We start from the raw sequence: 11,553 nt of genomic DNA, 5'->3' as shown, positions 1-11,553 counted from the left end.
CCGGACAAGACCTTCGACGTCGGCATCGCCGAGCAGCACGCGGTGACGTTCGCGGGGGGACTGGCGACGGAGGGCTACCGGCCGTTCGTGGCGATCTACTCGACCTTCCTGCAGCGGGCCTACGACCAGGTGGTGCACGATGTGGCGCTGCAGAACCTGCCCGTGCGGTTCTGCCTGGACCGGGCGGGTCTGGTGGGTGCGGACGGGGCGACGCATGCGGGGGCGTTCGACCTGGCGTATCTGTGCTGCCTGCCGAACATGACCGTGATGGCGGCTTCCGACGAGGCGGAGCTGGTGCACATGGTGGCGACGGCGCACGCGCATGACAGCGGCCCGATCGCGCTGCGCTACCCGCGCGGCGAGGGCGTGGGTGTCGAGCTTCCGGAGCGGGGCGAGGTCCTGGCCGTCGGCAAGGGCCGTGTGGTGCGCCGCGACGGGGAGGCGCGGGTTGCGATCCTGAGCCTGGGCACGCGCCTGTCGGAGGCCTTGAAGGCGGCCGACACGCTCTCGGAGCAGGGGGTTGCGGTGACGGTCGCGGATGCGCGGTTTGCCAAGCCTCTGGACGAGGCGCTGATCCTGGATCTGGCGCGGGAGCACGAGGTTCTGCTCACGATCGAGGAGGGCTCGCGCGGCGGGTTCGGCGCGATGGTGCTGCACCTGCTGGCCGAGCGGGGCGCGCTGGATGCGGGCCAGGTGCGGGTGCGGACGCTGACGCTGCCGGACGCCTACCAGGACCACGACAGCCCCGAGAAGATGTACGCCGAGGCCGGGCTCGATGCCAAAACCATCGTCCAGACAGCCCTCGACACATTGCCGGCAGCCTCCGGCAAGGCGGAGCCGGCCAGCAACGTCGTGAGCGTGCGCCGCCGGCCGCGCTGAACCCTGCCGTTCGGCGGAGCGAAGCGCGACAGGCTCCCTCTCCCGTGCGGGAGAGGGGACCCGCGCCTCATCCTGCGCAGCCCTCAGACTGAAGCAGGGTCGCCAAAGCCGCCCCTACCCCGGCGCCTACCCCGGCGCCTATCCCAGCGCCTGCGCCACCGCCTTGCCGCAGGCCTGCGTGTCGGCGTTGCCGCCGAGGTCGCGGGTGCGCAGCGTCCGCTCGGACAGCACCCGCTCGATCCCGCCGACGATCTCGGCCGCCGCCGCGTGCTCGCCGAGATGCTCCAGCATCATCGCCCCCGACCAGATCTGGCCGATCGGATTGGCGATCCCCTGGCCGGCAATGTCCGGCGCCGAGCCGTGGACCGGCTCGAACACGGAAGGGTGCACCCGCTCCGGGTTGATGTTGCCGGACGGCGCGATGCCGATCGTGCCCGTGCAGGCGGGCCCCAGATCCGACAGGATGTCGCCGAACAGGTTGGAGGCGACCACCACGTCGAACCGGTCCGGGTTCAGGACGAAATGCGCGGTCAGGATGTCGATGTGGTACTGGTCCCACCGGACGTCCGGGTAGGATTCGGCCACCGCTTTCACCCGCTCGTCCCAGTACGGCATGGTGATCGAGATGCCGTTCGACTTCGTGGCCGAGGTCAGGTGCTTCTTCGGGCGCTTCTGGGCCAGCTCGAAGGCGAATTTGAGGATCCGGTCCGTCCCGTGCCGGGTCATGATCGTTTCCTGCAGGGCGAACTCCCGATCGGTGCCGGCGAACATCCGGCCGCCCGCGTTCGAGTACTCGCCCTCGGTGTTCTCGCGGACCACCCAGAAGTCGATGTCGCCGGGCTTGCGGTCGGCCAGCGGGCACTTCACCCCCGGCATCAGCCGCACCGGGCGCAGGTTGGCGTATTGGTCGAATTCCCGTCGGAACAGGATCAGCGAGCCCCAGAGGGAGATGTGGTCGGGCACCCGCTCGGGCATGCCGACCGCACCGAAATAGATCGCGTCGTGGGTCTCGATCCGCGCCTTCCAGTCTTCCGGCATCATCCGGCCGTGCGTCTCGTAATAGTCGCAGCTCGCGAAATCGAACCAGTCGAGCTGGAGCGAGAAGCCGTGCCGCTTGGCCGCCTGCTCCAGCACGCGCACGCCTTCGGGCACCACCTCCTTGCCGATGCCGTCGCCGGGGATCACCGCGATGCGGTAGCGGCGCTGCGGGCTGCTGGTCTGATCGGCCATGGGTCCTCTCAAGAGTGTCGGATACCGGGCCTTGCAGCAAGCTCCGGTCGTGGGCGCCAGGGTGGCGGAGAAGGGTCTCCGGTCAACAGGCCGGCCTGACAATCAGTCGGTTTCGCCGGCCATCGCCCGGCGTTGGCGGTCGAGTTCCTCGCTGTAGCGCTTGAGCGTGTGGCTCTCGGTGAGCAGGCCCAGCACCTTCCGGCTCTCGACGCTCTCGACCACCGCGAGCGCCTCGCTCTCCGTCCGGTCGAAGGCGGCGGCGGCGTCCTTGGCGTTCATGCCCGGCGTGAGGAAATCGTCCGCGTGCAGGAGCAGGTCGGCGAGCACGGGCTGCGCGTCGGCGGCGGAATCCCGGGCGGCCGCGTGCGCCTCCGGCACGTTCACGATCCCGGCATAGCGTCCGCGCCCGTCCACGACGATCACCCGGGAGGGCGAGCCGAGGGGGTGCGCGCGCAGGAAGGTGGGCAGCGGCGTGTCCAGAGCCACGGTGCCGGGATTGCGCCGCATCAGCCGGCCGACGGTGAGCGAGCGGATCCAGCCGACATCGTGGGGGCTGCGGATGCTCTCGCCGCGCAGGTGGAAGCGCCAGGTGGCGAAGGAGTAGCCGAAGGTCTTGCGCACGGTCAGCGAGGACGCGATCACCGCCGCCAGCACGACGCCGGTGATCGGCAGGCTGCCGGTGACCTCCAGCGCCAGGAACGTCATGGTGAGCGGCCCGCCGATCACCGCCACCGCCAGCGCGCTCATGCCGATCACCGCGTAGGCGAGCGGCGTGAGGCCGAAATCCGCGAGCGGCGGCACCAGCACGGGGGCGAGGGCCGCGAACAGCTTGCCGGCGATGGCGCCCAGGAACAGGGAGGCGAAGAACAGGCCGCCCCGGAAGCCCGAGCCAATCGAGATCGCCGAGGCCGTGGCCTTGGCGGCGAACAGCCCTGCCAGGACCGCGATGCCGTGCCCCTGCCCCTCGGCGGCGAAATGCATGTGCAGGGCGCCGTGGCCGCCCGAGAGCACCTGCGGCGTCGCCAGCAGCGCCAGCGCGCCGACGCACAGGCCCCCGAAGGCGGGCGCCGCCACCCGCGGGACGCCCGATGCCTGGACCAGGCGCTCGACCAGGGTGACCCCGCGCATGATCAGGATCCCGAGGCCCGCGCAGACCAGCCCGAGGGCGAGGCTCGGCAGGATCTCCAGGCTGGTGACATGCGAGGTCGTGACCGCCTGCATGTCGCCGAGGTCGACCAGGGGCTGGGCTGCGATCAGCGACCGGGAGATCAGGTTGCCGCAGAGCGCGGCGACGACGACGGGTGTCAGGGTGGCGATGGAATAGGTGCCGATGATCAGCTCGAAGGCGTAGAAGGCCCCCGCGAGCGGCGCGCCGAAACCGGCCGCGATGGCCCCGGCGGCGCCGCAGCCCACCAGGGTGCGCAGGTCGCTGCGCCGCACCTCGAAGGCGATGCCCAACCGCGAGGCGAGTCCGGAGGCGATCTGGGTGTAACCGGCTTCAAGCCCCACCGAGGCTCCGGACCCGTTCGAGATGACGTTCTGGAAGGCGAGATAGAGGCTGTCGCGCAGGGACATCCGGCCGCCATGCAGGGCGTTCGCCTCGATCGGGTCGATGGCCGGGCGCTTGCGCGGGCCGCGGATGTAATTGGCGGCGATGATCACCAGGCCGAGGACGGCGCCGCCCAGGCATGGGCCCACGAGCAGGAGCACGGGAGACACGGCATCGACCGCGCTGAGACGCGCGCCCGCGGGCAGCTGGTAGAGGATCTCGCGCAGGCTCTGGGTGATCCAGGTCATGGCGGAGACCGCCACGCCGGCGACGCAGCCCACCAGGGTCGCGAGGGCGACGAGCCCTCCTTCACTGCGGCGGACGAGGCTGCGCAGCCGTCCCGGTGCCTGGACGAGGCCGATGCCGGCCCAGCGCCGACGAGCCCGTCGGCCCGGCCGGACAGCCGCCCGAGCCGGGACATCGGCCGATCCGTCGCCGGGTGCCCTGCCCCCACCGGCGGCGCCCGCTGGCTGTCGCGCGCTCACGGTCCGCTTCTTCGCCTCCGGTCCGTCCGATGGGCCAGGCCGACGCATCGGCCTTGACGCCGCAGTTACAGCCGGGCCCGATCCCGTTGCAAACGGGGGCGTGCCCCGGGCCGCGCGTCTCCCGGGCGCAGGGGCCCGGAGGGCTCTATCCGCGGAGTCCAAATCCCGTGCACACATCGCCTTGAAAACTGCCGCGGCCCACGATACACCCCGCGCCAGTGCCGCCGTAGCTCAGTTGGTTAGAGCACCAGATTGTGGATCTGGGGGTCCCCCGTTCGAGCCGGGGCGGTGGTACCATCCATTCAGCTCGACGGCGCAAGGGGTTGGCGGATCGCCAGCCCCTTTTGCTTGCGCGGGCATGCGGCCATCGGTCGGATCGGGCCCGTGCCAGCGCGCACCGAACCCGATGACGCGGGTGCGCCGCGCCGAAGCCGAACTGGACACGGCCGGCCTCCCAAGACGTGCATGTTATAGAATCGCCCTATTTGGCCGCATACAGTCATCAATGGGAGCTAATTATCTTCGTTGGCGTGAAGACTGACATGAAGACCACGACACAGCAGGATCAGCTCGAAATCGTGAGCGCCCTTGCGGCCTCGCTGGCCGACCGGATGCTGATGGAGCGCCTGAAGCAGGGGACATTGCCGCTCGCAAATGCCGGCCGGCTCTGGACCGCCTCGCTGCTCCTGGAGGAGCATGCGCGCCCCATCCCCCGCATCGTGACGGACGTGCTGGAGCAGGTCCGGCATGGCGAAGCGAACGAGCGTGGCGAGCCGAACGATGCGAATGGGCCGGAGCCGCACACCGGCAGGACCCCGCCACGCAGGCGCCGGCTGACCCGTCTGCTCCGTCCGTTCCGGCCGGCGGCCGAAGCCTGACACCGCCATCGCGCGGGTCCCGGCCGCACCGCATGACGGCGCCGGGTGGTCGTTTCGGATCCGGAGTTTCCCGCGCGCGCCCGGGACGCTAAGACCGTCTCCGAGCGCGGCGGATACCGCCCCGCGACCGGGCTTCGGGACACGAGAGATGAGCATCCCTGAACGGCGCGTCCGAACCTTGTTCGACGAGGCGGCCATCGCCAAGCGCAACGACGAGCTCGCCCGCGAGATCCAGGCCGCGCAGCCCGAGAACCTCCTCGTCGTGGCGGTGCTCAAGGGCAGCTTCATGTTCGCAGCCGATCTGCTCCGGGCGCTGCACCGGGTCGGGCTCGCGCCGCAGGTCGAATTCGTGCACCTGTCGAGCTACCGCACGGGGACCGTCTCCAGCGGACAGGTCGAGATCCTGCGCGACGTGCAGAGCGAGGTGCGCGGGCGGGACGTGCTGCTCGTGGACGATATCCTGGAATCGGGCCGGACCGTCGTCTTCGCCAAAGACCTGCTGATGGCCCGGGGCGCCCGGCGCGTGCTCACCGCGGTGCTGCTGGAGAAGCCGGGCAAGCGCGCCGTGACGATCGACGCGGATTTCGTCGGCTTCACCTGCCCCGACGTGTTCGTCGTGGGCTACGGGATGGACGCCGCCCATGCGTTCCGCCAGCTGCCCTTCGTCGGCGTCGTCGATTACGGCGACAGCGCCCCGGATCTGTTCGACGCCTGATCGCCTTCGGCGGCGCGGCATTTTCGCCCCGCGACGCGATGCCAGGGCTATTTCGACGCGCGGCGTCTTGACAGATGGCGAGCGCGTCTGTGTCTGTCGGCGTTTGGGCGCTCGCGTCATCCCAGCGGGATGCCGCCTGATTTCGAGGACGGTTACGGAACCACATGGCGCGCATCCTCCTGGTGGATGACGAAGAGACCGTCCGGGGCTTCCTCAAGCGGGGACTCGAGATCGACGGCCACGCGGTCGTCACGGCCAACGACGGCAGCGACGGGCTCGACCGCCTCAACGAGGCCGATGGCGGCTTCGATCTGATGCTCACCGATATCCGCATGCCGCTCATGGACGGCATCGCGCTGGCCCTCGCCGCCAAGCGCGACTTCCCCGACCTGACCATCCTGCTGATGACCGGCTTCGCCGATCAGCGCGAGCGCGCGCGCGGACTCGATGCCATCGTCACCGACGTGCTGACCAAGCCCTTCTCCCTGGCGGATCTGCGCGCCACGGTGAAGCGGGCGCTCGCCGCCTGAAGCGCGGCCGCCCGTTCAGCCGAACTTAAACATTTCCCTTAGGTTGGGCTTCACGAAAGCGTGGCAGTCTCGGACTGACTTGATCAGACCGAGCACACGATCGCCATGTATCGCCGGGACCGGGACATCGACGCGGCGTATCAAGCGGACCGCTATGCCTGGGAGCCGGATGACGGGGCCTGGGACGAGGATCGGGAGACGCGGCGTCCGCGCAAGAGCGTTTTCGGACGGCTCGTCTCGCTGATGAAGCTCTCGGCCCTCGCGGTGCCGGCGGCGCTGTTCCTGTACGGCAGCTTCGCCGATTGCAGCGCCCCTCCGGCGGCAGGCTGGCTCGGGCTCGTCGGGACCGGCGCATGCGCGCGCACCGAGATGCTCGGCAACGTCCTCTCGATTCAGGAGAATCTCGCGCTCCTGAAGCGGCTTATCAATTGAGTCCCGGGCGCATCGCGCCGCGCCGATCCACCCCGAACCGTCTCCTGTGAGGCCGCCATGTCCAGCCGCCCGCTCCTCCCGGCCTCATCCAGCCGCGCGCCGGATGCCATCGAGGAGGCCCAGTTCCGCGCCCGCATGGCGCGGGTCGGTCCGGACGCGGCGAACCGGCCGGCCCGCCGGAGCCGGGCGCCCGCGCGGGTGCGCGGCTTCCGGCTCGGCTGGAAGGGTTGGCTCGTCGTCGACTGCCTGGTCGTGCTGCTGGTCGTCGCCGGGGTGGTGGCTTGGCCGCCGATCCAGTCCTGCCGGGCTCAGGATCAGACGGTCGGGTTCTACGCGGGCGATTCCGTCGGGAAGTGCATCCGGCGCGGCATCGCCGAGCGCCTCGATACCGCCGACCAGCGCCTCAAGAGCCTGATCCGCCGCTCGGGCCGGTGAAGCCGGGCCGCGCAGGTCCGGCGCCGCCCGGGTTGAGCGGAGGGCACGGCAGCCGATAGCCGGCGCGTGGCGAGCCCATGTCGCACGGCCTGCGTGCCGCAAGCGTGTCCACCGGATGCCTGTCGCGCGCATCCCCGCACCTGCCTGTTCGATCCGTGCGCGCGCCGCGGCGTGACGGCGGGTCCCGCGCTCCATCGCGGCCCTCGGTGATCGCCGTGTCCGGCCACACCTCGGGCCCCAAGCCCGGGCGGTAACGTCAACGTTTCAGGGGTGGAGGATCCCTATGCGGGCCGTCGACATCTATCGTTCGTCCGCGCGGACGCTGGCCCTGTTCTTGGGATCCTGCGGCTTCGCCGCGGCCTGCGCCTGGATCATCTTGGCTCATTCCGGCAGCGGAGATCAGGTCGCCACACGCGGCAGCTTTCGCGCGTTCGAGATGTATCTCGGCCTGGTGTTCTTCGGCTTCGGCGCGATCGTGTGGGGCTCCAGGCTGCGTCAGCGCGGACCGGTGGTGTCTGTCGGGCCCCGCGGCATCTATGATCGGCGTCTCTCAACGGACTGGATCCCCTGGACGGCAATTCGAGCCGTCAAACCGACGAGGGTCCTGACCGCCCGCTCGTACCAGTTGGAGATCGATCCTGAAGCGGATGCCGATCTCCCGTGGACGAGGCAGGCCCGGTTTGTGTCCGGGCTGAACCGGATGTTCGGGCGGCGCTACTGGATCGGCACGGCCGAACTGACCGGCGGCTTCCCGGCATTGGCAGAGGTGATCGGACGCAACCGGCCGCTTCCGTAGCGGTCAGTACCGAACGCTGCGGAAGCCGCTCTCACCGCCGCCGACGACGCTCCGGATCACCTCCTTGGTCGACGGGCTGATCCCGCCATCGCCGCGCAGACGGCGCCCGTCCGCCCGTTCGAGGCGAGCGACGTCGTCGGAGCATCGATCCAGCGCAGAGCGGATCCTGGCCGAGAGGGGAGCGCCCTGGTGCGGGCCGGCGCCGTTCATCTCGAACCGCAGGCAGGACGCCAGATAGCCTTTCAGGTCGTCGAAGGCGGCGGCTTGTGCGCTCGACGTGAGGACGATGACGAGCAGTGCGGATCGGGCGAGCATCGAGGACTCCAGGCGAAGGCGGTCCGCACCGACAACGCGCGAGCCGAGCGTTCGTCGCCAGGCGGGTGGCTGCACCGCCGGTCTCCAGGCGGCCGATTGCGCGCGCCTGAAGGTTGGTGCGGAGCCGCTGCGGCCGGAATGTGCCGAGATCGGTGCCTTGACGAAGCGCCCTCAAACGTAGTCAAAAGCGCCTCTGACGCTCCGAAACCGCGAATTTCCTCAATGGTTTCAGAGCGCCTGCCGGTGTAGCACAGCGGTAGTGCAGCGGTTTTGTAAACCGAAGGTCGGGAGTTCGATCCTCTCCACCGGCACCGCTTGACCAGCATTTTGTGTCGTTCGTGGAGGAGCTTAAGGGGCTCTGAGACGTGTCCCAGGCGTGACTTTGGGTGTCCCCTTGCTCCGAAGTTCCTCGACACCGGATGGCCGGTGGTAAAAATCCGCTCCGTCGCTGGTGTCACGGGCGATGTAACCTGACCGGTATTTTGGACCGGGCGCCCCGCGCGACGCCAGATGCCCTCATGGTGAGCTTGTCGAACCATGGGCCCGGTCCTTCGCCACCCGCCAGCCCGCTGCCTGCGGCAGCGCGGTGACACGGCGATAGTCGTAGCGCCCGTACTCGGACGCCGGGGTGATGACGGCGCGGCCTTCGTCGTCGCTTCATCCCCAGCTCCTCCGATCCAGGCTGATCCTCTCAAGCAGCCCGCTTCAAAGCCAGCCGGTCAGGCCAGCGACTTGCCCGCTGAAATGGACTTCCCGGACGGATTCTCAGAGGTGTTGAGCGGGCGGATGCCGGGGCGGCCTTGATGCCCCGCCGGGCGACGCGATCGCCGCGAGCCTCTTTGCGAGGCCGAGGGCGTCCTCTGGGCGTGACACCCCCTTAAGATGTTGGCGGGCGCGCGGGACGCGGCAGCGGGCCGCAGGATATCGGAACCACTCCGGGCTCCTCAGGGTTTGTGCCCATACGCCCGATCCAGAACCGCCCGTTGGACAGAGTGCCCATGAGTGCGCCTGTAAAGCCGTTCCTTGGCCTGATAGCCGCCTTCGCGGGTGGCGTTGCTATGACGGGCGCCTTCATGGGCCGTCCGTCCACCGCACCGGAACCAGGGGCGGCGTCTAAGCCTGCAAAGATAGCTGCGCTTGAGACCCCACCACGCCATTCTGACGAACATCCTGCGACAGGCTCGCAGCCACCTTCCGGCGCGAATGGCTGGGTCGATCCTATCAAGCGAGGCTCGGAGGCGCACCCCACACGCACATCTCTGCCTCCGCTGGTGTTTCATCTGGATGAGAAGGCGGATCACGCGAAGAGCGCCGTGTCGCAGGAGGGTGCGCAGGATGGAGCACGACAGGCTCCGCGTTCCATTGCGGCCCAGGTTTCCCCACCTCCTCGGCCGTCCCTGTCAGAGCTGAAGGCGAAGCCGGAGGCATCGAGTCGTCCCGTCCTGGCCGCAAAGCCGACTGAACGGCCTGCACCGTCGAAGCCCTCTGACGACCTCGCAGCCCGCAAGACGCAGGCTCACCAAGTCACGGCAAGGCTAAGCCATAAGCATGAGACTGCGCGCGTAGCCTCAAACGATGACGCCGAGGACGATAAGAGCCCCGCAGTGGAGCGGCAGGTTCGCCGTGTCTATGTTCCGAATCGTAGCTACGGTTATCCGGCAGAACAGCCTTATGGACGCCGCTATGTCGAACTCTCTGACCGTTATGAACGTGATATAGACGATCAGCCAAGACAGCACCGGGAGGAGATGACGTCGACTCAGACCAATGGCGTCATGCGTTGGCTTGTGGAACGTTGAAGCTCCTTAGCTCACAACGGACAGGGACTGGCATGGCAAACTTTAGGGCACTGCTGATTGGCGCGGTCGCCATTATGGCTGTTTCACCCTCATACGCCGTTAGTCCCCAGGAGATGAAAGAGCGCACCGCGTTTATCGCTGACCGATATCTCCAGATCTGGTCCTCAAGCAATGTGAGCCCGGTGGCGGGCGTGCCCTACATGTATGGGCGAACGGTCCTCTTCTATGGGAAGCCATACACCCAGGCGGACCTACAGGCGGAGAAGCAGCGCGCCATCTCGCAGTGGCCTGTCAGGCACTATGCGCACCGCCCTGGCACCCTGCGGGTGATCTGCAACACTGCTGCTCGGAAGTGTGCAGCCCGCTCCACCATCGATTTCACCGTGGCTAATCCCAAGCGCGGGACGCGAAAGAGCGGATCGGCCAAGTTTGACCTCGGGGTCAGCTTCGCGGGCCCACATCCGGTCATCCTCTACGAAGGCGGCAGCCTGAACAGGCGACGCTCCTACGAGAACGCAGAGGGCAACGGCTAGTCGCTTCAAGTGTAACGTCAGGTTTATCGCACGCCCTTGAGCGCAGACCTGCCCCACTACAGAATGGTGATCTAGGGCGTCATACCGCATCATTTGGCCACTTCCGCCGGGACCATATCGATCACTTGCCCAGCCTCGTTTTCCTCCTGGCCGCCACCTGCGTCGGCCCGCCAGGGTAATGGCCGAGGCGGTGCGCCGGGGGGCCTGTAGAAGGCACGCGTGGCCTGCCTGAGGCGTGGACATCATCCGGCAAAGCTCGCTCGCTACTGCCGAGTTTGTCGGCGGCCTAAGCCCCCGCCGGCCGTCCGCGCCCGCCCGCAGACTGCCCCTCACTGTCGGGGCGGGCGTGGATGCCGCCTCTTGCCGATGCCCCAGGAAAACGCCGGCATCGCTCGTGAGGGCATCAAATGAGAGCGAACCGCCAAGTTTCGTCGTCCTATCTTTGACGCGTCGATATCGCTCGACCTCCACGCCCACCCGCCTGGTGGGCCCCTCAAGCCGTCAACGGGCGGGCGTGGATGCCTGAATGTCCGAGCGGCTTCTCGCGTAAGTGAGAGATCGCCCGATCCGAGCCACGATAGCGTTGATGGTCGGACTTACCTCCCGACCTCCGTGCCCGCCCAATGCCCTCCTCCAGATGCGCGGGCGGGCGTGGATGGAGGGGCCAGGGCGACGCCCGCATCACCGCATCGCGGTCGGCAGCGGCAGGTCTGTCCGACCGGCCAGAGCCTCACGAAGGCGGCCGCCTAACGCAGGCCATTGATACGGAAGCGCCGCGAGCTACCCTGCCGGAGGACGCACACTGCGCGACGTGGGGCGATGATGAGACGCGCGACGGTCAGGTGGCTCATAGCGGTGCTCGCGGGATCGGTGAGCCTTCCTGCCGAGGCTCAGCGCGGTCGGGCTCATCGGGCGGCGCCGCGTGCAACGACCGAAGCCCCACCGTTCGGTTACCCGCGTCTGCCGACCACGACGCT

General features: G+C 68.6%; 11 protein-coding genes, 2 tRNA genes and 1 pseudogene. 10 read left to right on the top strand and 4 right to left on the bottom strand.

Annotated elements, in window-relative coordinates:
* On the top strand, window positions 1-879 hold an 879-nt coding region (locus BLT59_RS27305; RefSeq protein WP_280141088.1), incomplete at its 5' end, for a transketolase C-terminal domain-containing protein.
* 138 nt (window positions 880-1,017) lie between these two features.
* Here the strand turns inward: BLT59_RS27305 and BLT59_RS27300 are convergent.
* Together BLT59_RS27300 and BLT59_RS27295 are read right to left on the bottom strand one after the other, a co-directional pair.
* Entirely contained in the window at window positions 1,018-2,109 is a 1,092-nt protein-coding gene (locus BLT59_RS27300; protein ID WP_091788427.1) for a tartrate dehydrogenase, read from the bottom strand.
* A 102-nt stretch (window positions 2,110-2,211) separates the two neighbouring features.
* Complete coding sequence (locus tag BLT59_RS27295; RefSeq protein WP_244514172.1) at window positions 2,212-4,143, bottom strand: chloride channel protein; 1,932 nt, start codon at window positions 4,141-4,143, stop codon at window positions 2,212-2,214.
* Window positions 4,144-4,363: 220 nt separating this feature from the next.
* On the opposite strand from BLT59_RS27295, the gene BLT59_RS27290 reads away from it, so the two are divergent.
* The 7 genes from BLT59_RS27290 to BLT59_RS27260 all read left to right on the top strand — a co-directional run bounded on the left by BLT59_RS27290 (window position 4,364) and on the right by BLT59_RS27260 (window position 7,929).
* Window positions 4,364-4,440, top strand: a tRNA-His gene (locus BLT59_RS27290).
* 245 nt (window positions 4,441-4,685) lie between these two features.
* Window positions 4,686-5,021, top strand: a complete 336-nt coding sequence (locus BLT59_RS27285; protein WP_091788424.1) for a hypothetical protein — start codon at window positions 4,686-4,688, stop codon at window positions 5,019-5,021.
* Between the two features lie 148 nt (window positions 5,022-5,169).
* Window positions 5,170-5,736 (top strand): hypoxanthine phosphoribosyltransferase, encoded by a 567-nt coding sequence (gene hpt, locus BLT59_RS27280; protein ID WP_091788421.1) that lies wholly within the window; start codon window positions 5,170-5,172, stop codon window positions 5,734-5,736.
* A gap of 164 nt (window positions 5,737-5,900) precedes the next feature.
* Window positions 5,901-6,266 carry a response regulator gene (locus BLT59_RS27275; RefSeq protein WP_010687322.1) on the top strand — a complete coding sequence of 122 codons (366 nt, stop codon included), beginning with the start codon at window positions 5,901-5,903 and terminating at the stop codon, window positions 6,264-6,266.
* A 105-nt stretch (window positions 6,267-6,371) separates the two neighbouring features.
* The gene (locus tag BLT59_RS27270; RefSeq protein ID WP_091788418.1) at window positions 6,372-6,698 is read left to right on the top strand and encodes a hypothetical protein; all 327 of its coding nucleotides are present in this window, start codon (window positions 6,372-6,374) and stop codon (window positions 6,696-6,698) included.
* Between the two features lie 57 nt (window positions 6,699-6,755).
* The gene (locus tag BLT59_RS27265) at window positions 6,756-7,133 is read left to right on the top strand and encodes a hypothetical protein (protein WP_091788415.1); all 378 of its coding nucleotides are present in this window, start codon (window positions 6,756-6,758) and stop codon (window positions 7,131-7,133) included.
* A 283-nt stretch (window positions 7,134-7,416) separates the two neighbouring features.
* A complete protein-coding gene (locus BLT59_RS27260; protein ID WP_244514171.1) occupies window positions 7,417-7,929 on the top strand; it encodes an STM3941 family protein in 513 nt (170 codons plus the stop codon).
* A 3-nt stretch (window positions 7,930-7,932) separates the two neighbouring features.
* Here the strand turns inward: BLT59_RS27260 and BLT59_RS27255 are convergent, their stop codons facing one another.
* Complete coding sequence (locus BLT59_RS27255; RefSeq protein WP_244514170.1) at window positions 7,933-8,319, bottom strand: hypothetical protein; 387 nt, start codon at window positions 8,317-8,319, stop codon at window positions 7,933-7,935.
* Between the two features lie 164 nt (window positions 8,320-8,483).
* Between BLT59_RS27255 and BLT59_RS27250 the strand changes: the two genes are divergently transcribed.
* Window positions 8,484-8,555 (top strand) — tRNA-Thr (locus BLT59_RS27250).
* Between the two features lie 232 nt (window positions 8,556-8,787).
* Here BLT59_RS27250 and BLT59_RS30860 read toward each other — a convergent pair.
* A pseudogene (locus BLT59_RS30860) lies at window positions 8,788-8,901 on the bottom strand (IS3 family transposase); the annotation flags it as partial.
* A 1,174-nt stretch (window positions 8,902-10,075) separates the two neighbouring features.
* Here BLT59_RS30860 and BLT59_RS27245 point away from each other — a divergent pair.
* The gene (locus BLT59_RS27245; RefSeq protein WP_091788409.1) at window positions 10,076-10,576 is read left to right on the top strand and encodes a hypothetical protein; all 501 of its coding nucleotides are present in this window, start codon (window positions 10,076-10,078) and stop codon (window positions 10,574-10,576) included.
* The last annotated feature ends 977 nt before the right edge of the window (window positions 10,577-11,553 follow it).

The sequence above is a fragment of the Methylobacterium sp. UNC378MF genome, from assembly GCF_900103195.1.
Taxonomy (GTDB): domain Bacteria; phylum Pseudomonadota; class Alphaproteobacteria; order Rhizobiales; family Beijerinckiaceae; genus Methylobacterium.
This window is presented reverse-complemented; position numbering and strand designations above follow the sequence as displayed.

Coding starts and splice junctions, on each gene's coding strand:
- BLT59_RS27300 (WP_091788427.1), bottom strand. CDS start 2,109: ATGGCCGATCAGACCAGCAGCCCGCAGCGCCGCTACCGCATCGCGGTG.
- BLT59_RS27285 (WP_091788424.1), top strand. CDS start 4,686: ATGAAGACCACGACACAGCAGGATCAGCTCGAAATCGTGAGCGCCCTT.
- hpt (WP_091788421.1), top strand. CDS start 5,170: ATGAGCATCCCTGAACGGCGCGTCCGAACCTTGTTCGACGAGGCGGCC.
- BLT59_RS27275 (WP_010687322.1), top strand. CDS start 5,901: ATGGCGCGCATCCTCCTGGTGGATGACGAAGAGACCGTCCGGGGCTTC.
- BLT59_RS27270 (WP_091788418.1), top strand. CDS start 6,372: ATGTATCGCCGGGACCGGGACATCGACGCGGCGTATCAAGCGGACCGC.
- BLT59_RS27265 (WP_091788415.1), top strand. CDS start 6,756: ATGTCCAGCCGCCCGCTCCTCCCGGCCTCATCCAGCCGCGCGCCGGAT.
- BLT59_RS27260 (WP_244514171.1), top strand. CDS start 7,417: ATGCGGGCCGTCGACATCTATCGTTCGTCCGCGCGGACGCTGGCCCTG.
- BLT59_RS27245 (WP_091788409.1), top strand. CDS start 10,076: ATGGCAAACTTTAGGGCACTGCTGATTGGCGCGGTCGCCATTATGGCT.